The sequence below is a fragment of the Arthrobacter sp. sptzw42 genome, from assembly GCF_059089685.1.
The window spans coordinates 14,546-37,429 of sequence record NZ_JBNHEX010000018.1 but is presented as its reverse complement, the minus strand read 5'-3'; the positions used below and the strand labels follow the sequence as shown (position 1 = coordinate 37,429).

Sequence of the window (22,884 nt, the reverse complement as noted above, 5' to 3'; positions counted from 1 at the left end):
AAACCTACTGGGAAGTAGCCGCAGGTCAGCGGGGAGGGCCGCCGCCGCAGCTGACCATAATTACGGGGCCTGATCCGCAACACTTAGAGTTAAGCCCGGGCGAAAGCCGTTTCCAGGCGCTGCAATGCGCTTGCACGCCCGCCCCGGCATAACCCCGCACCACACCGCAACGACACTTCGTATGCCACGACCCGACAAGGATCCCGCCATTTCCACGGACGCTATTTTCGGCAATCTCACCCGGATCCGCAACGTCATTCTTCCCGCCGCCGCCCGGACCCGCCTGAACAGCGGGCGTGGACTGCTGGCCGGGTTCATCGTGGTGCACCTGGTCTTCCTCATCTTCGCCGCCTCGCTCTCAATGCGCGGTGACGCGTTCAGCGACACGTTCATTTACCGTGAGTGGGCCGTGGCCGGCTTCGACGAAGCCATCCTCGCGGGCCGCGTCAGTCCCTGGGTCTACCCAATCCTCGCGCTGGTCCCCATCGCGCTTGCCGGCCTAGCCGGTCCCGCGCCCTTCTTCTTCCTGTGGGTCCTGATGACCACCCTGCTTAACGCCTGGGCCCTCCTGAAGCTCACCGAACGGGGCCGCAACCGCGCCGCCATCCCCGCCGCCTGGTGGTGGCTGGTCTTCACCTTCCTGATGGGCTGGCTCGGGTTCGCGCGGGTGGACGGCCTCACCGCCCCGCTGGTCCTCGTAGCCCTTGCGTACGGAGTGGGCCGGCCGTTCATCGCCTCCGTCCTCCTGGCCATCGGCACCTGGGTGAAGGTCTGGCCCGCCGCCGTCATGCTGGCCCTGTTCGCGGTGGTGAAAAACCGGATGCTGGTGGTACTCGCCGGAATCGTGACGTCGGCGGGCGTGGTTGCGCTGGCCGCTGCGGTGGGCAGCCTCCCGAAACTCCTGAACTTCCTCACCCAGCAGGGCGACCGCGGCATGCAGCTCGAAGCCACCTTCACCACCCCCTGGCTTTGGCTGTCCGTCCTGAACATCGGCGATTCCCGGATGTACATGAACACGGAGATCAACTCGATGCAGGTGGACGGCCCCGGCACGGCCGTGATGTCCGTGCTGATGCAGCCCCTCCTGATCCTGGCTGCCCTGCTCGTGGCCGGCCTGACGTTCTGGGCACTGCACAACGGAAAAATCAGCGGCGGCGTGGACCGCACCGAGCTGCTCCTGGCAGGCGCCCTGACCCTGGCAACCGCGTTTGTGGTGTTCAACAAGGTGGGCTCACCACAGTTCATGGTGTGGCTGGCCCCGGCCGTCGCCGTCGGACTGGCCCACAGCTGGCGTGAGTGGCGGGTCCCGGCCGCCATGCTGATCGTGATCGCAGTGGCCACGTACTTCGTCTATCCGCTGTTCTACGACGCCCTCAGCCACAACAATCCCTGGATGGCGCTGGTGCTGACCATCCGCAACGTCCTCCTGGTGGTCCTGTTCCTGTGGAGTGTCCGCCGGCTCTACCTGCTGGGCAGGAAGACGGCCGCACCCGCTCCCGCGCTGAAGGAGTCCTAAGATTTCCACGAGCTTCTTCGACCGGCTGGTCAGCATCCGCACCAAAGTCCTACCGGCGAAGGTGGTGGATTGGTTCGCGCGCCCTTCCAGCGTGTGGTGGGGCTTCGCCGTCGTGCACCTCTACTTCCTGGGCTGGATGGCCTCCTTCTTCCTGCACGGCGATACCTTCAGCGATACCGAGCAGTACCGCCAGTGGGCGATGGACGGCTACAACCCCCAGGACCTCGAGGGAAAAATCAGTCCGTGGGTCTATCCCGTGCTCGCCCAAATTCCCATATTCCTTGCGAACATTGCCGGCCCGGGCCTGTACCTGCTGGTCTGGTTCCTGATCATCACAGCCCTCAACGCCGTCGGCCTGCTCTTCCTCACCCGGGGTCCGCGGAAAGCCAGCGGCGTCGCCCCTGCCTGGTGGTGGCTGTTTTTCACAGTATTCATGGGCTACCTCAGTTTCGCCCGGGTTGAAGGCATCACCGCTCCCATCGTGCTGATCGCGCTGCTGTATGCGGCGCAGCGGCCGGTGGTGGCGGGGATCCTGCTCAGCGTCGCAACCTGGATCAAGGTATGGCCGGCCGCCGTGCTGGCGCCGATTGTGATTGCCAGCGGGAAGCGCGTCCAGGTGGTCCTGTCCGGCGTTGCCGTAACGGCGGCTGTGGCGTTGGGAACGTGGCTGTCCGGCGGGCTGCAGCACATCATGGATTTCCTCACCAACCAGGGCGAGCGCGGGATGCAGCTCGAGGCCACCTTCTCCACGCCGTGGGTGTGGCTGAGCGTCTTCAACATCGCGGGCTCAAAGATGGCCGACAACACCGCCATCAACTCCACGGAGGTGTACGGTCCCGGCGCCGGCACCGCAGCTTTCCTGATGCAGCCGCTGCTGATCCTGGCCGCGGTGGGCGCTGCGGTCCTGCTGGTCCGCGCATTGAACCGCGGCGCGGAGAGGGAGGAACTATTCCTCGAGGGTGCCCTGATGATGACCACCGCCTTTATCGTGTTCAACAAGGTGGGTTCGCCGCAGTTCATCATCTGGCTGGCCCCGGTGATCATCGCCGGCCTCACGCACGACTGGAACCGGTGGAAGGTCCCGGCAGCACTGCTGATGGGGATCGCCATCACCACGTTCGTGATCTATCCGCTGTTCTACACACCGCTGATCCATGCCCATCCAGTGATGGCGGCGATCCTCACCACCCGCAATGTGCTCCTGGTGGTGCTGCTCTGGTGGTCCGTGAAGCGGACGGCAGAACTGGGCCGGAAAGCCCCTGCTGCAGTACCGGCCGGCGCCTAGTCCGACAACTGCCTCAGCGGCTGCCCAGCTGCTGGCGGCCGGGTTCTTCCGCGCGAAGGCGGCGGGCTTTCCGCCGGGCGAGCACCCAGTTCCAACCCCGCTTTGCCAGGTCCACAGGCTTGCCTTCAAAGAGCAGCTTCCGTGTATGCACATCGAGGAATAAAAGGTAGAACGTAAACGCCAGTGCGGTCACGAACGCCAGGGAGGACGCATCGATGGGCAGCTCCACAAAGGACCATACCGAGAGCTGATCCTGCGCCCCGAACACCACAAAGAACGTCACGCCCACGTACAGTGACCGGATCTGCCAGTCGTCCCGGATGCCGGTGACAGCCAGGAACGGCAGGAACCACAGGATGTACCAGGGCTGGATGATGGGCGAGAGCATCACGACGGCGGTGAACGCCAGCGCCATCCGGCGCACCGCGCGGGAGTAATCGCCGCGGAACATCAGCAGCAGGACCAGTCCGATGGCGGCATATTTCATGCCGGCCCGAAGCCAGGTGGCGAGCGTCCCGCCCGGGAGTCCCAGCGCGTTGGCAAGCATCTCCACCTGCTGGCCCAGGAAGCCGGACGGCGAATAGCCTGTGTAACCGGGCGTGGGGTCCATGATGGCCCAGGTCCAGCCGATGCCGAGGTTGTACGGGATGCCGCTGAGGGCCAGCGTGGCGAAACTGATGCCCGCCGTCGCACCCCAGATCAGGAACCTGCGCGGCCAGGACGCCGAGGGGCCCGCCCACATGACACCGATAAACGGCAGCAGAAGCACGGTGATGGGTTTGATGCCGATGGACGCGGTGACCAGGAGGATCCCGAGGACGTAGCGGCGGGTAGCGGCGAAATAGACGCCGGCGACGGCGAGCCCCACCATGAGGGCGTCATTGTGGGCGCTGGCGATGAAGCTGATCAGGAACAGGGGGTTGGCCACGGAGACCCAAAGCGCCCGTGCTCCGTTGATGCCGTGCAGCTCGGCCAGTTTTGGCACGTAGATGACGCAGAGCAGCACCCCGGCCCCGGCCAGGAGGCGGAAGAGCAGCACGGAGATGTCGGGCTGGGCCCCCGTCACGCCCACCACGGCGCGCGCCAGCCACAGAAAGTATGGGCCGTACGGGGTCCTGTTTTCCGCCCAGGCAGGGTCTGCGCCCAGGGAGAACCAGTTGCTGAGGGTGGAGATGCCCACCTCGTAGGGGTTCTGGCCCTCCTGGACCAGACGGCCCTGCCCGGTGTACGCATACACGTCGCGGGAAAAGACTGGCACGCAGAAAAGCAGCGGCAGGGACCAGGCAGAGATCGCGATGACAACGGACCGGAGTGAGGATTTGCCCCAATCAGACAGCCGCTGCCCCAAGCGCAGCCACGAACGCATCAGCACCATGGCGCCCACTGTCAGCAGCACCGTGGAAATGGCAACACCCCAGCCTTCGGTGCGGAGGGCGATGACCACTGGCTGGCGGATCATGGGCGAGCCGTTGGCGATCCAGCCGGTGCCGATGGAGCCGACGAACATCATGAGGGCACCGACGAACCCCTCAACGATTGCTACATAGGCGCGGCGTTTTGCGGGTTCGGCGGCAGCGGCTACCTGCCGGCCAAGCCGGCTTTCCGACGTTCCAAGGTGTGCACCGCCTGCCGTCATGATTGTTGGTCCCCTACTTCGTTACGGCGCTGGTTGCACCAGCGAAAAGCCGCCCTGCAACCCGGCTATTTTACCAGCAGGCCTTCCTGCCACTCCCGGATGACGGACCACCGGAAGGCACGGTTTCGCAACAGGCGCCGGTGTGGATTCACGTGGGGCTGCGGGTAATGTTGGAGAATCCGCCCGCGGCAGTTCGCCCGCACCCGGCCGGCCTTTTACTCCGGCGCAAGGAAGCGCCCTTCTTCCTGACTACGCACTTTCCTGCGAAGGCGCGAACCTTCCTGCTGCCGCCCCTTCGACGCCCGATTGGAGCCGGACCATGGCTGTTTCCACCGCCGAAAACAAGGCGCCGTCACCCCTGCAACTGCAGTCCGTGCGGGCCACCCTGCGTTCCCCACGCAGGCTGAAGACGGAAGCCCTGGCCGGGCTGGTGGTGGCACTGGCCCTCATTCCCGAGGCCATCGCCTTCTCCGTCATAGCGGGCGTGGATCCGCGGATTGGCCTCTTTGCCTCGTTCACCATGGCGGTGACCATCTCCTTCGTGGGCGGCCGGCCCGCCATGATCTCCGCCGCCACGGGGGCCGTGGCGCTGGTCATTGCTCCCCTGATGCGCAGCCACGGGCTGGACCACCTGATTGCGGCCGTCATCCTTGCCGGCGTCTTCCAGATCCTCCTGGCCCTGGCCGGTGTCACCCGCCTGATGCGGTTCATCCCGCGGTCCGTCATGGTGGGCTTCGTCAACGCCCTGGCCATCCTGGTTTTTATGGCCCAGCTCCCGGAACTGATCGGCGTTCCCTGGCTGGTCTACCCCCTCGTGGTTGCCGGTCTGGTGATAGTGGTGGGACTGCCGAGGATTACGACGGCGGTGCCCTCGCCTCTGGTTGCCATCGTGGTCCTCACCGTGGTTGCCGTCCTGGCAGGACTGGACGTGCCCACCGTCAATGACAAGGGCCAGTTGCCGGAGAGCCTGCCGAACTTCTTCCTTCCCAATGTTCCCCTGACCTGGGAGACCTTTGAGGTCCTGGCCCCGTTTTCGCTCTCCATGGCGCTGGTGGGCCTGCTCGAATCCCTGATGACCGCCAAGCTGGTGGACGACATCACTGACACCCGTTCCAATAAAACCCGGGAATCATGGGGGCAGGGCGTTGCCAACATCGTCACCGGCTTTCTCGGCGGCATGGGTGGCTGCGCGGTGATCGGCCAGACCATGATCAACGTCAAGGGATCCGGGGCGCGCAGCCGCGTCTCCACCTTCCTGGCCGGCGTCTTCCTGCTGCTCCTCGTGGTGGTGCTCGGTGACGTGGTTGGCCTCATCCCCATGGCAGCGCTCGTCGCCGTCATGATTTTCGTCTCCGCCATCACCTTCGAATGGCACTCCATTGCCCCCCGGACGCTGCGGCGGATGCCCAAGTCTGAAACCGCCGTCATGCTGATCACGGTGGGCGTAGTGGTGGCGACGCACAACCTGGCCATCGGCGTCGGCGTCGGAGTACTGGCGGCGATGGCCATGTTTGCCCGGCGGGTGGCCCACTTCGTCACCGTTGAGAGGACGGTCCTCGAGGTCAATGGTAAAAACGTTGCCACGTACACCGTGGACGGCGAGCTGTTTTTTGCCTCGTCCAACGATCTGTACATGCAGTTCGAGTACGCCCTGGACGCCGAGCCCGGGATCAGCCGCGTGGTGGTGGACCTGCACGCCTCGCACCTGTGGGACGCCTCCACCATCGCCGTGCTGGACGCCGTGACGGAGAAGTACCGCCGGCACGGCCGCGAGGTGGAGCTGCTGGGCCTGAACTCGGCCAGCGTCCAGATGCGGGAACGGCTGGCCGGAAAGCTCACCGCCGGCAGCTGAAACCCTGCAGCCGGCCGGCAGTGCTAAAGCATCCGGTCGCTGCGGGCCACACGGTTCCGGCCCAACGACTTCGCTGTGTACAAAGCAGCGTCCGCCGCGGCGATGAGGCTGTCCACATCGGTTGTGCCGGTGTCGTACGTGGAGATCCCGTAACTGACTGTCGGCATTTCCATTGCCTCCCCCGCCGGCGCTGCCGCCAGCCGCCTGCTGATTTCTTCAGCGATCATCTCTGCCCGCTCAACACTGGTACCGGGCAAAAGCAGGACAAATTCCTCCCCGCCGTACCGTCCTACTAAATCGGTGGAGCGGACGGTACCGGTGCAGGCCTCGGCGAAGGCCTGCAGGGCGCGGTCCCCTGCTGCGTGGCCGTAGGTATCATTCACGGATTTGAAGTGGTCCAGGTCGGCCAGGATCAGGGCGCCGGAGCCACGGGTGATGGCCCGGTCCGCCAACTGCTCCGCCGCCAGTTCAAGGAACGCCTTGCGGTTGAGCAGACCGGTGAGGTCGTCCCGGGAAGCCACCACCCGGAGGGCCCTGGTCTGCTGTTCGCTGCTGAGCGCGGCCATGCTGAATGAGACCACTACCAAGAGCACCATTGTCACCATAGTGGTGACGGCAGACCCGAAAACGGTGACGAACGTGGGTCCGTCCTGGCCCTCCAGCAGGAAGGCAACCCAGCGCAGGAAGTAGAAGACCGACATGCCGCCGGCAGCCACGGCCATCGGAATCCGCACGCGCGAATAACCCGGCTCCAGCCGCCAGAGCTCGTGGGAGGCCAAGCCGATGGTCAGGGTCATGGCTCCCAGGAACACCGGCCCGCCGGACCACGTGTTGGTGGCCGGGCTGTCCAGGGCCGAGGCGACCAGGGTGACCAGCGGTATGCCTGTGAAGGCCCACTTCGGCGGCGGTATGGTCCGCAAGGAACGTGCACCTGCCCAGACCGCAACGCCGCCGTGAACGAGCAGCACGTTGCCCAGCGGGTTTGCCCATACCTGATGCGGGGTACGGTCCAGCAGGAAGCACGCGGAGCCGGCGAGGAAGAATATCAGCGCCAGGCACCACCATCCGCTGTACGGCGAGCGTGTGATCCGGTAGGCGGAAAAGTAGAAAAGGAGGACCAGAACCAAGGCCATCAGGCCAAACGCGATTCTTAGAGTCGCGGTATCCAGAACCATGTAACCGTCGTCCCCCCGATGCCGAAGTCATGCCGATCCCCAGTATTGCACCGGTCAGGGTGCCTGTCAGGGTAACGGCATCGGCATGTGCAGGGCCTACAGTTGCCAGACAGCCCGCAGGACAACCCCGAAAGGCACACCACATGCTCCTTCTTTTTGGTTTCAAGACAGTGCTTAAGGCCCTCCCCGGCAAGGCGGCCACCTGCCAGTACTGCCGCTCGTTCGTGCACCACCACCTTGAGGAGCGTGCCACCAAGTTCACGCTGTTCTTTATTCCGGTGTTCACCACGTCGCGGTCCTACCAGATCACGTGCACAAACTGCGGCTATGTTTCGAAGATCTCCGCGCGGGAAAAGCGGGCGCTGGAGCTGCAGCGCTGACCAACCGGGACGCCGGGCCGCAGGCGGCCGGGCACTGGTTTCCAGAGTTCCCGGTGCCAGCGGAATGTCCCAAAGCTCTGGTGGAAGCCGCCGCCTGCAATTACAGTAGGACCGGATCCGCACCCCGAAACGGGAGGTGCCGGACAGAGCCGGAAGCCATGGGGCCGCAAACCTCGGGACCTGAACCGGCGCCATGCGGGAAGGGAGGTGTTTTTGATGACTGTCACAGCCGTGCGCCCATTGCGCTCCGCGACCATCATCCAAACGCTTCCCCTGTACCGCACCGGCCCCGCCTGACCTCGGCGGAGCGCACAACACCCAGGCCTGGACCGGCAGTGGGCAGGGGCTTTCCCCGAGGTACCACAGTGAACATATCTTCAGGCACCGCCCTGGACAGCACCTGCACCCCAGTCAACGGCCCGCTCCTCTACGGCTACACCCCCGCCGTCGCCCGGCACTTTCAAAACCATCCCCTCCCGGACGCAACTGAAGCGGGCCGGGTGGTCCGCGTGGACCGCAACCTGCTGCTCGTGGCGGCCGGCACGGACCTGCTGCACCTGCCCTATCCGTTGACGGGGGAAACGGCAGTCACGGGTGACTGGGTCTGGATCGGACCCAACCGCGCCGGTGAACGCCAGATCCTGGGGGTCCTTCCACGCCGTTCGGAGCTCAGCCGCAAGCGGGCTTTCGAGGACTCCTCGGCGGCGCAGGTCCTGGCCGCGAACATGGACATGGTGGGGGTGGTGGTGCCGGTGGACCGGCCGCTCACGCACAACCGCCTGGAGCGCACCCTCGTCGCGGCGTGGGACTCAGGTGCCACTCCCCTGGTCATCATCACCAAGGCGGACCTCGCCCAGGTGGCGGACGACGTCGTCGGCAAAGTCATTTTGCAGGCGGCGGGCGTGGACGTGGTCACCACGTCGGCCGGGAACGGTGACGGCATCGACGCGGTGCTGGCGCACATTCCGGCAGGCGGCACCATCGTCCTGCTTGGCCCCCCCGGCGTCGGAAAATCCACGCTCATCAACGCCATGGTGGGCCGCGACGTCCAACACACCGGTGAGGTGCGCTCCGGCGACTTCAAGGGGAAGCACACCACCACGGCGCGGGAACTCGTGCCGCTGCCGAACGGAAGGGTCCTGATGGACACTCCAGGGGTGCGGGGCTTCGGATTGTTCGACGCCGAGGACGGCATTGGCGAGATGTTCGGCGACGTGGAAGTACTGGCGGGCCAGTGCAGGTTTGCGGACTGCGCCCACCAAAGCGAGCCCGGCTGCGCGGTGCAGCAAGCCCTTGCCGACGGCGGGCTGGATGAACGCCGCTGGCACAACTACCTGAAGCTGCAGCGCGAGCTGGCCGCCCTGGCCCGCCGCAGCGACGCCGCCGCCCAGCGCGCCCATCAGCGGGAGTGGCATCAAAAGGTGGTGACGGCGGGCAAGTCCCAGCGGTGGGCGGAACGTGAGACGGCCGAGCGGAAGGACAGGTCGGGACGCAAACGCCGCTGAACAGCCGGCCGGTAAGGTGCCGTCCGCCGGGCAGTTACAGCTCCGGGGCATGCTCCCCGGGCAGCGCGCCCTCGTCTTCCGGGTGCCGCTTCAGGTTCAGCAGCGCCAGCGCCAGGCCGCCCCATACCGAGAGGATGGCGATGATCATCATTGTGATGGCGATGGGAGTCATCGTGACGTCTCCTCCTTCTCCTCGGCCACCATGGATTGGTACTCCGGGTCGTGGTGCGCTTTCGAACTCCGGCTCCAGGGAATGAAGGTCAGGACCAGCGCCAAGACCACCAGTCCACCGGCCATGCCCCAGCCGAACAAGCCCACGAACCACTCGGGATAACCCTCATAGGTGGCCGATATCTTGCTGATGAATTCGTTTGACACCATGTAGATCAACGCGAGCGGCACCACACCGGCCACCAGTCCCATCCACGTCCGGCGCATCTTGATGGTTGATACAGCGTTGAGGTGGGCTGACAGCAGCGGCAACTTTCGCAGGAACCATGCCAGTACCACCACGGTCACCAACGCGCCGAGTGTGATGCCGAAGCTGTTGACGAACGCATCGGAGGTGTCGAGGAGGTACAGGCCCGTTGCGGTGGGGAAAAGCGCCAGGGAAACGGCAGCTACGAGGCCGCTGACAACCACTGAAGCTTTGACCCGCCCCCACCCGAGCTTGTCCTGAACCGCTGCGACAATAACCTCCAGCACCGAAATGAGCGACGTAACTCCCGCGAACACCAAAGATCCGAAGAACAGCACGCCCATGGCAGCGCCGAAAGGAGCCTGGGAAACAATGGTTGGAAAGGCGACAAATGCCAGGCCGATGCCTTGGGTCACGACGTCGTTGACCCCCGCCCTGGCGGCCTGGGCCATGAACCCCAGGGCGGCGAACACGCCGATGCCTGCCAGAATCTCGAATCCCGAATTTGCGAAGGCAACCACCATGCCCGAACCCGTAAGGTCCGTCCTGCGCTTCAGGTAGGAGGAATAGGTGACCATGATGCCGTAGCCCACCGAAAGTGAAAAGAAGATGTGGCCGTACGCCGCAGCCCAGACGGACGGATCGGCCAGGGCAGACCAGTCCGGGGTGAAGAATGCGTTTAGTCCTTGTGCGGCGCCCGGGAGAAACAGTGATTGGACCACAAGCAGTACAAACATCACCACCAACAGCGGGAGCAGGATCGAGTTCGCACGTGAGATGCCCTTACGGATTCCGGCCACCATGATGATGATGACTGCCATCCAGATCAGCAGCAGCGGGAAGAACACGGACGGCACGTAGCTGAACCCGACTCCCGGCGCGTCGGCTACCTGAAGGAAGCTTCCGAAAAAGTAACCCTCGGCGTCGTCGCCCCATGCCTCCGTAAAGGAAAAGAAGGTGTACATCAGGGACCACGCGATGATCACCGCGTAATACGCCGCGATGACAAAGCACACCAGAACCTGCCACCATCCCAGCGGCTCGGCAACGCGGTGGAGCCGGCGATAGGCAAGGGGTGCTGAGCCGCGGAACTTATGGCCCACGGCATAGTCGAGGAACAGCAACGGGATGCCTGCGGTCAGCAAGGCCACAAGGTACGGGATGAGGAAGGCGCCGCCGCCGTTGTCGTAGGCAATATACGGAAACCGCCAAATGTTGCCTAGTCCCACTGCTGATCCGATGGCAGAGAGGATAAAGAGTCTCCGGGTTGAAAAGGTCTCGCGCTTCGCTGGTTCGGCGGAGGTTTCTGGCCGGTTCATGGAAAGCTCTCTCTCACGTGGAGGTGGATGTCCGGTTCAGTGGGCTATGCGGGGACTTTACTGCGGATGTCTCCCTCCGGGAAGCCCCTGCGCAAGTCCCACCCGGAAGGGGGGAAACGGCGGCGGGACCTTGGTCCTGCCCGGGGAGTAGGGTTCCGTCATGGACATCATCCTGGTACCCGGTTTCTGGTTGGACGCCTCATCCTGGGAGGAGGTAACGCCGATCCTGGACGCTGCCGGCCACCGGACGCATTCGCTCACCCTTCCCGGCCTCGAATCCGTGGAAGCCAACCGGGCCGGGGTGGGGTTGCAGGACCATATCGACGCCGTGGTGTCCGCCATCGATGCCCTGGAGGGCAAGGTTGTCCTCGTGGGGCATTCCGGCGGCGGTGCCATCATCCACGGTGCCCTTGATGCGCGGCCGGACAAGGTGGCGCGCGCCATCTACGTGGACAGCGGCCCGCTTGGCGAAGGGGGCGTTATCAACGACGAACTGCCTGCCGACGGCGACGACGTGCCACTTCCGCCGTGGGACAGCTTCGAGGAGGCGGACCTCGTGGACCTTGATGACGGGCTGCGCGACGCCTTCCGTGCCCGTGCCATCCCCCAGCCCAAAGGCGTCGCCTGCGACCAGCAGCACCTGGGCGACGAGCGCCGGTACGGCGTTCCCGCCACTGTGATCGCCTGCGAGTTTCCTTCCTCAATGCTGCAGGAATGGATCGACGCGGGGCACCCCTTCGTTGCTGAACTGGCCCGGATGCGGGACGTTGAGTATGTGGACCTCCCCACCGGACACTGGCCCCAGTTCACAAAACCGGCGGAACTGGGCCGTGCCATCCTGGCGGCGGTGGAGCGGACCCGGTAACGACGCCGTCGTTATTGTCGCCCCGCCGCTGTACACTCGAAGCATCGAACGTATATTCGAATAAGGGTGTGTTGTGGGCGTTATTGTCGGTCCCCGCGTGATAGACGCGGGCCTTTCTTTGCAGCTGGCATGGGTGTCCCCGGTGCCCGTGGCGGCGGGCTATCCCTCGCCCGCCCAGGATTACTTTGACGGCCGAATAGACCTGAACGAGCACTTGATCAAGGACATCACCAGCACCTTCGTGGTCCGGGTCACCGGCGACTCCATGGAGCGCGCCGGCATCAGCGACGGCGACGAACTCATCGTCAACAGGGCCCTTGAGCCGAAAGACGGCTGCGTGGTGATCGCCGTCCTTGACGGGGAACTGACGGTCAAGCGGCTCCGCGTCACGGCAACGGGCGTGGTGCTGCAGGCCGAGAACCCTAAATACCCGGACATCAAGGTTTCCGCGCTGAGTGAGCTGACCATCTGGGGCGTCGCAACCCGATGCCTGCACCATGTCTGAGGGGCATCAATGACCAGGCCAGCCATCATGCGGCAGATGCCGGAGATTGCGCACGTGGACGTGAACTGCTTTTACGCCAGCGCCGAGCGCGCCTTTGATCCCTCCCTCGAGGGAAAACCGCTGATCGTACTCTCCAACAATGACGGCTGCGCCGTCACCCGCTCCCCTGAAGCCAAGGCCCTCGGCATCGCGACCGGCGAGCCCTGGTTCAAGCTCGCCCCGCGTGCGAAGGAATGGGGCCTGATTGCGAAGTCCAGCAATTACGAGCTCTATGGCGACATCAGCGCACGCGTCATGGAACTGCTGGGCCGGTACTCCGCCTGGCTGGAGGTTTACAGCATCGACGAAGCCTTCCTGGGGGTCAAAGGAACCCCGGAATACCTGCTGGAGCTTGGCCGGACCGTAAAGGCTGCCGTTGCCCGGAATATCGGTGTCCCCGTCTGTGTAGGCATCGCCCGCACCAAAACGCTGGCCAAGCTGGCTAACCAGTGGGCCAAGCACAACCCCGCGTTCGGCGGCGTCTGCCGTTGGGATTCAGTGCCCGCGGAGCAGCAGGAGGCACTGATGGCGAGGCTCTCCGTGGTGGAGATCTGGGGTGTGGCGGCGCGGATCACCAGGCGCCTGAACACCATGGGCATCCATTCCATCCTGGACCTCAAGCGCGCCGATCCCGTCCTGATCCGCGATCGTTTCTCGGTGGTGATGATGCGTACAGTGCTGGAACTGCAGGGGACACCGTGCATCCCCATGGAAGAAGCACGGGTGGGCCGTGACCAGCTGATTTTCTCCCGCTCGTTCTCGACCCCCATCACCAAAGCCCAGGATCTGCGGCAGGTGCTCAGCATCTACGCCCAGATGGCCAGCGGCCGGCTTGCCAAACATGGTCTGCAAGCGAAGATACTCACCGCGTTCGCCGGAACGTCCCAATTCAATCCACAGGGTACGTCCTTTCCCTCGGTGTGCGTTCCGCTTCCCATGCCGACGGCGGATCCCGTCATCCTCACGAAGGCTGCCCACGCACTGCTGCCCGCCGTCATCGACGGCACCAAGTACGCGCGCGCCGGAATCATGGTCACGGACCTGCGGCCAAGCGGCAACCAAAAACCGCTCGAACCCTTCGAGAACCCGCACGAGGAAAGGCACATCGGGCCGCTGCTGGAGGACATCACCCGCCGGTACGGCCGGGGCTCCATCGGGCTGGGCCACGCCGGAATCCGCGGCGGACCGGACTGGGCCATGAAGAGGGGCATGCGCTCCCCCAGGTACACCACCCACTGGGACGAGCTCCCACTCGTTAAAGCTGCCTAGCGGCGCATACGCCTTCGGTTGATGCTGATGCCTGGTGCGCGCCACCCGGGAACCACTCCGGGTGGCGCATAAACCCTACGCGTCGTCCTCTGCGCTGACCGGATCCTCGATCAACAGGGCGGTGCCCTGGTACGCACCAAGTTCGATGAAGAAACTGTGCAGGTCATCCACCTGGCCCACCGTCTCCTCGGTGAAGAGGTCCTGCACCTGGGCGCCGGCCTCCAGGTGGGTGGAGTGGACGCTGCCGGTGATGCTTTCGCCGGAGAAGTTCAGGACGGTCACCTGAATCTGCCCGGATGCCAGGCGGTGCACCATCACCAGCAGACCGCGGTGTGAAACGTCCGGAACATCCAGGAGCAGGCTGGTGGCAATCCCCCACTCCTCACGCACTTTGAGGATTTTTTGGAGCCGCCGGGCGAAGGACTGGTCGTCCTTAAGCTGCTCCGGAAGCGGGCCGTACAGGCTGCGGGCCCGCGGCATTCCCGACGCCGAGACGGTGGCTTCGGCGTTGGTGCCCATCAGGTCGTGCGCACCCCGGTTGATCCACCGAGTATCGCCTTGGGCCGTAAGTTCTGCGACCTGCGCCCGGTCAAGCGTAGTCATGCCCACCATGTCCCAGCCGGAGAGCGCGAAGACCCCAGGCTGGAGCGCGTTATACATGGCCAGGAGCAGGTGGGCTTCCCGCACCGTCTCAATCTGCTCGTCGGTAAGCGCGGAAATGTCCTTGATGCCCAGGGCCGCTGTGATGACGCTGACGGTTGTGCAGGCGATGCCGTTGGTGGTGAACACGGCGTTGTACGGGCCGTTCTCCCCCGTGAGCGCGTTCCGCAGCGTCTCCTGGACATGTTCGGTCAGCTCCGTGCCGGTCAACTCGGAACCACCCAGCTCAAAGACGTCATCCTTGTGCCGGGTAGCAAAGTGCACCAGCTCGTAGGTCAGTTCGTCGTGGTTCTGCAGCGCGTGCACCAAAGACGCCTGGTCCACGCCGATCTCCATCGCCAGCTTCAGGGTCAGGCGCAGGAATTCGGTGTCCTGCGTGACCAGGGCGTAGTGGTAACCGGGCCGGGTGATGAAGTCGTAGGACAGATCCGGGCCGGTTTCCGAGGTCGCCTTGATGTCGTCGATGGTGAGGTTCAGCTCCTGGAACGTGAACCCTCCCACCTTGCGCACCATGCTGCCGATGAGCTGGTTGGCTGCCTCGGAGAGCGGGTGTCCTTCAGACCAGCCGGGCTGTTCCTCGGCGCTCTTCTCCACGCCAAGGAAGCCGTTGGCATCCAGCCGCAGCGCACCGGTGCCCAGGTCCAGCAGCGAGTGCAGCGCGTCGCCCACCACCAGGCGCATGCCGGAGAACGTTGGATCCAGCCAGTTGATGGAGGGCTGCCCCGCCTTGAAGTAGTGCAGGTATACCCACCGGCGCTTCTGCCCGGTGGTATCCACGATGGCCCGGGTGGCGCTCCAGTTGGTTTCCTTCACGCCGGGCTCGTAGAAGATGACACGCTGCAGCTTCCCGATGATGTACCCGGCCTTCTGCAGGGCCTGCTCAGCGTCAGGGCTGATGTTCACCGAGTCCTCGCCGGGCGGAACGTCCGGCAGCAGGTGCCAGTCCGATTCGGGAATGTCGATCATGTGGTAAATCCCGGGATAGTCCCGGTAGTTCATCTCGGCGAGGCGGAAGTCTGCGCCCTTGCCGGTGTGTCCCGGAACGATGTCATCGATGATGGTGCCGTCATGTTCGCCGGCCACCTCGCACATCCGGCGGAACTCGTCCTCCGAGCCGAACAGCGGGTCGATGGCCATGCTGATGCGGTCGAAGTGGCCGTCTACGCTGGGCGTCTCTGCCCACCCCTGCAGCCCGCCGGCCTTTTTCACCGGCCCGGTGTGGATGGCGCGGATGCCGATCTCACGGAAGGTCTTCCACAGTTCCGGGTCGCCGAGCGCCCCCAGGAAGGATTGTCCCGGCGTCGTCATGAAGGACAGCGGATAGGCTGTGAACCAGACCGAGGCGCGTTCGACGGCGGACCGGGGGTTGGGGTGCGCGAAGGAGTGCTGCCACATGCTCGCCTGCCCTGACAGCTGCCGCGCCATGACGTTGGCGTCGCCAAGCATGGCCTGGTTCCGCAGCCACTCCACATACGTCTTGTTGAGACCGTCGAGTTCCAGCGACGGCGCATTGGCAAAGTACTGCCGGCGGCGGGCCACAGGCCGCAGCGCCTTGGGACGTGCAGGGTAGAACTTCTCATCGAAGGTGATTTCCGGCGCCTCGTGGGCCTCCATGAGCTCTGCAGCTTCGGCCGCCTCCAATTCAGTCACACCGCCGGCCTCCTCCGCTGGCTCCACTGCATCCCCCTCAGAGACACTGGCGGTAGCTTTTCCCAGTTCAGACACTGAGTTCCTCCCTCAACTCGACTTCATTCCACTCTGCCATGATTCAACCCCCGGCCGAACGGCGGCGGGCGATGAATTTCGGTGAGCGGCGGCTTAGGGAGTCCGTACCCGGGAAGGCCCATGGACATGCACCGGACGCAACGGAACCGTCAAACGTGTTGCACGGGCCTGCGCACAGCCGGCGGCGAGCGTCTTGACTTGCCGGTTGTGAGCGCTGACAGTTGAGGAGGCCGTCACCCATCCCCACCGGAAGTTGATTTAGTTGAAGAACTGGGCAGGAAACCTCGAATACTCCTCCGCCGCCGTTGAACGGCCGGAGTCTGTGGCGGAGCTGGCACGTATTGTGCAGCGGGCGGGCCGGGTCAAGGCTTTGGGATCACGCCACTCCTTCAACCGCGTGGGCGACACTGACGGCGTGCACGTGCTGCTTGATGCCCTGCCCCGTGACATCAGGCTGAATCCCGGGAACAACACCGTGAAGGTCAGTGGAGGCGTCAGCTACGGCACCCTGTGCCGCACCCTTGAGCAGTCGGGGTTCGCCATTCACAACCTGGCATCACTGCCTCATATCTCCGTGGCAGGTGCCGTGCAGACGGGAACCCACGGCTCGGGAGTAAACAATCCGTCGCTGGCCGAAGCGGTGCAGTCCCTGGATCTGGTCCGGCCCTCGGGCGAATCGGTCACGCTTTCGCGCGGGGACGGCGACGAGTTCCTGGCCAGTGTGGTGGGACTGGGCGCGTTGGGGATTGTTACCGGGCTCGAATTGGCCGTGCAACCCAGTTTTTGCATGCGCCAGCGGGTCCTGGAGAACCTGCCGTGGGACCGGGCGCTGGCGGACTTCCCGGAACTCATGTCCAGCGCGTACAGCGTGAGCCTTTTTACGGACTACGCCGGTGACACGATCAGCCAGGTGTGGCTCAAGGCGCTGGACTCGCAGCCCGCGTTGGAAGAACTGTACGGCGCCACTGCCGCCCGGCGGGCCAGGCACCCGCTGCCTGACATGTCAGCCGAGAACTGCACCATCCAGCTTGATGAGCCGGGGCAGTGGCTGGACCGGTTGCCGCACTTCCGGCACGAGTTCACCCCGAGCAAGGGCGAGGAACTCCAGAGCGAATTCATCCTGCCGCTGAAGCACGCGCCGGCAGCCCTGCAAGCGGTCCGCACCCTTGCGGACCGGCTCGCACCGCTGCTGTTTGTCTCGGAAATCCGAACCGGAGCCGCGGACGAATTCTGGCTGAGCCCCTTCTACCAGCAGCAAAGCGTTGCCCTGCACTTCACCTGGAAGCCCCTGCAGGCCGAGGTGGAAGCTGTCCTCCCGGAACTCGAGAACCTGCTCAAGCCCTTTGGCGCCCGTCCGCACTGGGGCAAGCTCTTCTCCCCCGACGGCCACGACTGGGAGACGCTGTACCCCCGCTTCGCCGACTTCCGCACAATCGCCGCCGGGCATGATCCCGAGGGCAAGTTCCGCAACGGCCTGCTCGATACGATCCTCAGCGTCCCGGCTGCTAGCGCCCGCTGACAAAGGGTCCGACGGCGGGCGTCCACCCGCCGTCGGGCCCTTGGGTTGATTACTGGTCCTGCCAGCCCGCAGGCAGCGGCCCGTCCAGGAACGTGGTGACTACGTCCAGCACCAAAGCCGTCCTGGAGAGCCCGAAAAAATGTGTCGTACCGGGAAAAACCGCCAGCTGGGACGCCGGCACGCCCTCAAAGTCGCCGTTCACATCTCCCCCGCGCAGCTGCAGGAACCGCACAGCGTGCTCGAGCTTAACCATGTCGCAATCACCAACCGTGATCAGGGTCGGAGCGGTGATGCCGCGGATCTCGTCGTCACTCCATCCGCTGGCGCCGGCATCGTAGCCACCGAGCTTGTCCAACAGCCCCTGCAGGTGCTCGCGGTCCGGATGGGGAGAAACGGCCAGGTAGCGTTGTTCCATCGGGGTGCCGGCGATCATGTCGACCGTCATCGAGGACACTTCTCCGGCGTTTTCCCCCCTGTCGCCCTCGGGCCGGAAGGACACGGACGATGCGATAAGTTTGCGGACGCGTTCCGGGTGGTTAACCGCCAGGTGCAGCGCCACCGCTCCCCCGACGCTGAAGCCGAAAACGTCCACCTGCGGGACGTCCAGGTAATCCAGGAGTCCGAGGACATCGGAGGCCAGGTCGCGGGTGTTCAGTGGTCGGTCGGTGTCGTTGGTCCGGCCGTGACCCTGAAAGTCCGTGGCGATAACCCTGCGGCCTTCCGATAAGCCCGGCAGCAACGCACCGAATTGCTGCTCGATGTCGAACAGCCCGCCGTGCAGGAGCAGCAGCGGCGTGCCGCCGGCCCCGTGCAGCTCGTAGTACAACTGCAGTCCGTTGACCGGGGCAAACCCTGTATCGGGCGCTGCCGTCACTTGCTCAGACATCTGGTCCTCCGTCCGTTGTCGGGCCATCCCAGCCTCAGGTTTCCACCCGGCGGAACCGGATGCGGGCACCGATGGGGACCTGCCCCGCGAGATCCAGCTGGTGGTCCACCACCACGCCAATGACGGGGTATCCCCCGCTGACAGGGTGATCGGCAAGGAACAGGACCGGCATGCCCTCCGGCGGAACCTGGAGGGCGCCGGACACGGTACCTTCGCTGGGCAGCTCTCCCTCCCGGCTCCGTTGAAGCGCATTGCCCGCCAGCCGCATCCCCACCCTGTTGGACCGCGGAGTGACCTCCCACTCCTGGCTATAGAACGATTCCACCTCGGCGGCGTCGAACCAGTCCTCCCGCGGCCCGGGCACCACATCGAGCACGGTCACACCCTGACCCGGGAAATCGGGTTGCAGCTCCGGACTGCTGACGGCCTGGGACACGGTGGCGTTGCCGGCAGGGACGACGTCTCCTGCCCTCAGCGGAGCGGGACCGAGGCCGGACAATGTGTCGGTGGAACGGCTACCAAGGACTTGCTCCACCTCGATGCCACCACGGACGGCAAGGTAGCTTCGGAATCCCCGTTCCGGTGGGCCGATCACCAGTTCTTCACCGTCAAGCAACGCAAAAGGTTCCGCGACGGTTATATTCCTTTGCACGTACAAATTCTCTTCCTGGGAGTCCTCATTGGCCCGGCGCCCAGTGACAGAGATTTGCCCGGGCGCTCCTGTAACACCCATGATCAGGTCGCCGACAGCCTGCACCGCCAACCCCCCTGCCACGGTTTCCACCACCGCGGCCGACGGCAGGTTACCCACCAAGCGGTTGGCGCGGCGCAAGGAGGAACGGTCCAGGGCGCCGGAAGCACCAACCCCCAAGCCGGCACGCCCGGGGCGGCCGAGGTCCTGGACAAGGCTTTGCAGCCCCGGTGACAGAATGCGCAGCCCTGAGGTCGTGGCCTTCCCGGCAGCGTCCCCGCCCCAGGCAGCAGCGGTGGGGGCAGCAGCCCAAGCCGCCACCTCAATCAGGTCCCGGACGGGCCGGAACTGGACCCGGTTCCCCGGAGCGGCAAGCGCGGGCTGTTCCCGGCCCAGGTCCCACATGCGGGCAGATGTTCGGCCGATCAGCTGCCAGCCGCCGGGTGACTGCCGCGGATACACCGCGGAATAGATTCCGGCCAGCGCCACCGAGCCCGCCGGGACAGCCGTCCGGGGCGAGGGTTGCCGCGGGACCTCAAGCACCTGGTTTTCGCCCACCATGTACCCGAAACCGGGAGCGAAACCACCAAAGGCCACTGTCCATACCTGTCCGCTGTGCGCGGCAACAACCCCGTCCGGTCCCAGCCCGGTCAGCGTGCCCACCTCGGCGAGGTCTTCACCGTCGTACACAGTATCGATGTCCACCAGCCTGCCCTCCGCCCGGGCCTCCACCGCCAGATCCAAGGCCAGCAGGAGCGCCGGCATAGCCCGGGCCATGCATGCAGATTCCGCCGTCACCAGCACTGTTTCGGCGGCTGCCAGGACATCCACCTGGCCTGGCAGCGGCTGCTTCAGCAGTAATGCCTGCAGGGCCAGCACCGCCGGAAGTTCGGAAAGCTCGGCGAGGACCGCGGCCGTGCCCACGGCCCGCACGGACAGCACCTTCAGTCCCGTGGACTGGGCGGGGAAAGCCGGTGGACCGGAAGCAGACGGCGATGGCTCCATAGGAACCTCATAGTACGCGGAACGCCGGCGATGGCGATTGCTAGGCTGGAGGCATGAACCGCCGCCTTGCCGCCCTGTCCGCCGTCCCCTTCTTGCTGCTGCTTGCCGGCTGCGGTGCCGTAGAGGAAGCCGCCGGCAATGCTGCCAGCGACGCCGCCTCAAAGGTGGCTACGGCTGCCGCCGACGAGGTAAACCGGCAGGTTTGCGAGGTGATCCAGGACGGTGTTGTCAGCGTGGAGGACAAGAGGGTGCTCGGCGGCCTGGTGTCAGCTGCCCGTACGGCCGGTGTCCCGGCAGAAATTACGACGCCGCTGGGCCAGATTGCAGAGGCCGGGGACCAGGTGCCGGCGGAGTCCGTCCAGGCCCTGAAGGATGCCTGCGCAGCCTAACCGCGGATCCCTCCACACCCCCTTTTAGCCGCCGCGTCCTGGTGCTACGGTGAATTGACGAACTAGTAAGCCTGTGATACTAATCACGTGCGAAGGAGATCGTCATGGCTGAACAAGCTGACCCGCACCCCAACATCCTTAAACCCGCTGCAGCTCCGCGCTTCACCCGTAAAGGGGAGGCGGCACGATGACCGGCAGCATGAAGGAGTACGCGGACCTGTACAGGATGGCAGGCCCCTGGTGCACTGCATACGTGGACGCGGGAACCGGCACCGTTGACACCCTCGAGGCGGCCGACGTCCGGCCCGGCAACACCAGGGCCGCGCTGGAAGCTGCGGGTGCAACCGAAGCGGACCTCGACGCCATTGCGCAGGCCCTGCAGCCCGAACCAGGGGTTCCCGCCCCCGTTTCCAGGTTCGTCCTGGTCCACCAGGGCAAGGCGGAGCTTAACGAGGTCCTCGCAGGAGACCGCATAGGGGCAGAGCGCATTTCGGTGGATCCCGTCCCGGACCTCCTGCCCCTTATCAAGCACCGGCCCGAGGAATTTCCCTATGTAGTGGCCGAAGTGAGCCGCGAACACGGGGAGATCCGGCTGCATTACGCCGGTGCCGGCGCTCCTGCCAGCACCCAGGAGGTGCAGGGCGAAAGCGAACACGTCAGCAAGTTCCAGGGCGGGGGCTGGGCCCACCTCCGCTTCCAGCACCACACCGAGGATGTCTGGCGCCGCAATGCCGACCAGGTGGCTGAAGAGATCGACCGGGTGGTGGGCAGCAGCGGTGCCCGGCTGATAGTCCTCGCAGGAGATATCCACGCCCGCAGGCTGGTGCAGGAGCAACTTTCCAAGGCGAGCCAGGCCCTGGTGTCAATGGTGGATTCGCACACGCATACAGCGGGTGCCGACCAAACCCTCCTCGAGGACCAGGTCAACCAGCGGGTGGCAGAACAGTGGGCCGCCGAACAGCAGGACATCATGGAGCGGCTGGCCATGCAGGAGGGCCAGGCGAATCCTGAGTCCGCCACCGGAATCGGCGCAGTGGTGCACGCACTGCAGCAGGCACAGGTGGACGTGTTGATTCTGGACGACGCCGCCCTCTCGGAACGGACCTTGCTGGCACTTGACGCAGAGCCGTGGATTGCCACTGCCGAGGAAGAATCGCTGAACGCCAATGTCCTGGGCAGCGTCCCCGCACCGGCAGCCCTGCTCCGGGCCGCTGCGCTCACCGACGCCCGGATTCTGCTGGTCCCCGGCCCCGTCCTGCCGGACGGCGTGAACGTGGCCGCCCTGCTCCGGTGGCCCACCGGCCCAACGGTGCCGTCATCCTGAACGCAAATAACGCAAGCGCGAGGAAGGTGAATCATGGCAACTTCTAATGAAAACCAGGACCCTGTCCCCGGTGGTGTCATCATCCCTCAAGAGGACGCACTGCCGAACCCCACCCGGACGGGCCACGGCAAGATGCCGGAAGACATAGACGACGACGTATACGAAGCAGCAGCGGACCAGGAGCGCGTTGCGGCCGGTCTTGCCGACTACGCACCCAGGGATGTCCCGCCGGCTACCGATCCGCTGCCGCCCGAAGCATCAGCTGCCGCAGACCTTGCCCAGCGGGGGCTGTTGGACAACAACGATGCCACTGGGAACCAGGAGAACAACAAATAGAGAAGAGCGAGGAGGGCGGGGCCGAACAGCTCCGCCCTCCTCGTTGCTGTCACTGACGCGGCTGGTCCAGGCCGCGCACGCCGGCGGCCCGTCCGCCGTGGGGGCGGCGCATGTTCCTGTGCTCGGGGGCAACGAAGGGAACCACTTCCGGATCCCGGCCAGCCGGCAGCGCGCGGATAAATTTCGACAGCTCCTCCTGCAGGACCGCCCAGGAGATATCCGGATCATCCGGGTAGGCATCAATCTCCGCCTGTCGCGCCGCCTCAAGTGCTGCCTTGCCGGCCTGGGTGAGTTCGACCTTAAATTGCCTGCGGTCCGCCGCATGGCGGTTCCTGCTGATATGCCCGGACGCCTCCAGCCGGGTGAGCACCCGGCCCAGGGTTTGGCTCTGCACCCGGACCACTTCTGCCAGCTGCTCCTGGTTCAGTGGCCCGGCGGCCAGCCCTTCCAGCGCTATGACAGCCGCCCGGGTCAAACCTAGGGGCGCCAGAGCATCATCCTGACGCCGCTGAACCAGACGCGCCGCCAGCGTGATAAGGCGGTAGCTGTTCCGGGCATCCGGATCAAGATTGCTGGTCATCGGCC

At 65.1% G+C, this 22,884-nt stretch carries 20 protein-coding genes; 12 read left to right on the top strand and 8 right to left on the bottom strand.

The annotated features are described in order from the left end of the window. Nucleotides 1–181 precede the first annotated feature (181 nt). Nucleotides 182–1,516, top strand: coding sequence for a glycosyltransferase 87 family protein (locus AC5RT4_RS16980; RefSeq protein WP_494040265.1), 1,335 nt, complete (start codon nucleotides 182–184; stop codon nucleotides 1,514–1,516). Between the two features lie 61 nt (nucleotides 1,517–1,577). Then, the gene (locus AC5RT4_RS16975; protein ID WP_494106528.1) at nucleotides 1,578–2,801 is read left to right on the top strand and encodes a glycosyltransferase 87 family protein; all 1,224 of its coding nucleotides are present in this window, start codon (nucleotides 1,578–1,580) and stop codon (nucleotides 2,799–2,801) included. A gap of 13 nt (nucleotides 2,802–2,814) precedes the next feature. On the opposite strand, the gene mptB is transcribed toward AC5RT4_RS16975, so the two are convergent. Then, entirely contained in the window at nucleotides 2,815–4,437 is a 1,623-nt protein-coding gene (gene mptB / locus AC5RT4_RS16970) for a polyprenol phosphomannose-dependent alpha 1,6 mannosyltransferase MptB (protein WP_494106527.1), read from the bottom strand. 319 nt (nucleotides 4,438–4,756) lie between these two features. Between mptB and AC5RT4_RS16965 the strand changes: the two genes are divergently transcribed. After that, nucleotides 4,757–6,289: a SulP family inorganic anion transporter gene (locus AC5RT4_RS16965; RefSeq protein WP_494040262.1), complete on the top strand. Its 1,533-nt coding sequence runs from the start codon at nucleotides 4,757–4,759 to the stop codon at nucleotides 6,287–6,289. A gap of 23 nt (nucleotides 6,290–6,312) precedes the next feature. Here the strand turns inward: AC5RT4_RS16965 and AC5RT4_RS16960 are convergent, their stop codons facing one another. Continuing rightward, entirely contained in the window at nucleotides 6,313–7,464 is a 1,152-nt protein-coding gene (locus AC5RT4_RS16960) for a GGDEF domain-containing protein (RefSeq protein ID WP_494040261.1), read from the bottom strand. A 143-nt stretch (nucleotides 7,465–7,607) separates the two neighbouring features. Here AC5RT4_RS16960 and AC5RT4_RS16955 point away from each other — a divergent pair, with 143 nt between their 5' ends. Together AC5RT4_RS16955 and rsgA are read left to right on the top strand one after the other, a co-directional pair. Then, a complete protein-coding gene (locus tag AC5RT4_RS16955; protein ID WP_104045598.1) occupies nucleotides 7,608–7,844 on the top strand; it encodes a zinc-ribbon domain-containing protein in 237 nt (78 codons plus the stop codon). A gap of 365 nt (nucleotides 7,845–8,209) precedes the next feature. After that, nucleotides 8,210–9,349, top strand: coding sequence for a ribosome small subunit-dependent GTPase A (gene rsgA, locus AC5RT4_RS16950; RefSeq protein WP_494106526.1), 1,140 nt, complete (start codon nucleotides 8,210–8,212; stop codon nucleotides 9,347–9,349). A 34-nt stretch (nucleotides 9,350–9,383) separates the two neighbouring features. Here rsgA and AC5RT4_RS16945 read toward each other — a convergent pair whose 3' ends face one another. Continuing rightward, nucleotides 9,384–9,521 carry a methionine/alanine import family NSS transporter small subunit gene (locus AC5RT4_RS16945; protein WP_494106525.1) on the bottom strand — a complete coding sequence of 46 codons (138 nt, stop codon included), beginning with the start codon at nucleotides 9,519–9,521 and terminating at the stop codon, nucleotides 9,384–9,386. Further along, nucleotides 9,518–11,086 (bottom strand): sodium-dependent transporter, encoded by a 1,569-nt coding sequence (locus tag AC5RT4_RS16940; RefSeq protein WP_494106524.1) that lies wholly within the window; start codon nucleotides 11,084–11,086, stop codon nucleotides 9,518–9,520. The genes AC5RT4_RS16945 and AC5RT4_RS16940 overlap by 4 nt, the downstream gene beginning before the upstream one ends. A gap of 160 nt (nucleotides 11,087–11,246) precedes the next feature. Here AC5RT4_RS16940 and AC5RT4_RS16935 point away from each other — a divergent pair, with 160 nt between their 5' ends. The 3 genes from AC5RT4_RS16935 to AC5RT4_RS16925 all read left to right on the top strand — a co-directional run bounded on the left by AC5RT4_RS16935 (nucleotide 11,247) and on the right by AC5RT4_RS16925 (nucleotide 13,764). Beyond that, nucleotides 11,247–11,951 (top strand): alpha/beta fold hydrolase, encoded by a 705-nt coding sequence (locus AC5RT4_RS16935; protein ID WP_494106523.1) that lies wholly within the window; start codon nucleotides 11,247–11,249, stop codon nucleotides 11,949–11,951. Between the two features lie 73 nt (nucleotides 11,952–12,024). After that, nucleotides 12,025–12,456 (top strand): LexA family protein, encoded by a 432-nt coding sequence (locus AC5RT4_RS16930; protein WP_494040255.1) that lies wholly within the window; start codon nucleotides 12,025–12,027, stop codon nucleotides 12,454–12,456. 9 nt (nucleotides 12,457–12,465) lie between these two features. Then, nucleotides 12,466–13,764: a Y-family DNA polymerase gene (locus AC5RT4_RS16925; protein WP_494106522.1), complete on the top strand. Its 1,299-nt coding sequence runs from the start codon at nucleotides 12,466–12,468 to the stop codon at nucleotides 13,762–13,764. Nucleotides 13,765–13,839: 75 nt separating this feature from the next. On the opposite strand, the gene treS is transcribed toward AC5RT4_RS16925, so the two are convergent. Continuing rightward, nucleotides 13,840–16,038, bottom strand: a complete 2,199-nt coding sequence (treS, locus tag AC5RT4_RS16920; RefSeq protein WP_494106545.1) for a maltose alpha-D-glucosyltransferase — start codon at nucleotides 16,036–16,038, stop codon at nucleotides 13,840–13,842. Between the two features lie 373 nt (nucleotides 16,039–16,411). On the opposite strand from treS, the gene AC5RT4_RS16915 reads away from it, so the two are divergent. Beyond that, nucleotides 16,412–17,668 (top strand): D-arabinono-1,4-lactone oxidase, encoded by a 1,257-nt coding sequence (locus AC5RT4_RS16915; RefSeq protein ID WP_494106521.1) that lies wholly within the window; start codon nucleotides 16,412–16,414, stop codon nucleotides 17,666–17,668. 49 nt (nucleotides 17,669–17,717) lie between these two features. On the opposite strand, the gene AC5RT4_RS16910 is transcribed toward AC5RT4_RS16915, so the two are convergent. After that, complete coding sequence (locus tag AC5RT4_RS16910) at nucleotides 17,718–18,554, bottom strand: alpha/beta fold hydrolase (protein ID WP_494106520.1); 837 nt, start codon at nucleotides 18,552–18,554, stop codon at nucleotides 17,718–17,720. Between the two features lie 34 nt (nucleotides 18,555–18,588). Beyond that, entirely contained in the window at nucleotides 18,589–20,250 is a 1,662-nt protein-coding gene (locus AC5RT4_RS16905) for a 5-oxoprolinase subunit B/C family protein (RefSeq protein WP_494106519.1), read from the bottom strand. A gap of 53 nt (nucleotides 20,251–20,303) precedes the next feature. Here AC5RT4_RS16905 and AC5RT4_RS16900 point away from each other — a divergent pair, with 53 nt between their 5' ends. The 3 genes from AC5RT4_RS16900 (at nucleotide 20,304) to AC5RT4_RS16890 (ending at nucleotide 22,299) form a co-directional block, all read left to right on the top strand. Beyond that, nucleotides 20,304–20,639 carry a hypothetical protein gene (locus AC5RT4_RS16900; protein WP_494106518.1) on the top strand — a complete coding sequence of 112 codons (336 nt, stop codon included), beginning with the start codon at nucleotides 20,304–20,306 and terminating at the stop codon, nucleotides 20,637–20,639. Nucleotides 20,640–20,826: 187 nt separating this feature from the next. Then, entirely contained in the window at nucleotides 20,827–21,963 is a 1,137-nt protein-coding gene (locus AC5RT4_RS16895; RefSeq protein ID WP_494106517.1) for a baeRF2 domain-containing protein, read from the top strand. A 33-nt stretch (nucleotides 21,964–21,996) separates the two neighbouring features. Then, the gene (locus AC5RT4_RS16890; protein WP_494040248.1) at nucleotides 21,997–22,299 is read left to right on the top strand and encodes a hypothetical protein; all 303 of its coding nucleotides are present in this window, start codon (nucleotides 21,997–21,999) and stop codon (nucleotides 22,297–22,299) included. A 49-nt stretch (nucleotides 22,300–22,348) separates the two neighbouring features. Here the strand turns inward: AC5RT4_RS16890 and AC5RT4_RS16885 are convergent, their stop codons facing one another. Next, nucleotides 22,349–22,879, bottom strand: coding sequence for a MarR family winged helix-turn-helix transcriptional regulator (locus AC5RT4_RS16885; protein WP_494040247.1), 531 nt, complete (start codon nucleotides 22,877–22,879; stop codon nucleotides 22,349–22,351). Nucleotides 22,880–22,884: the final 5 nt, after the last annotated feature.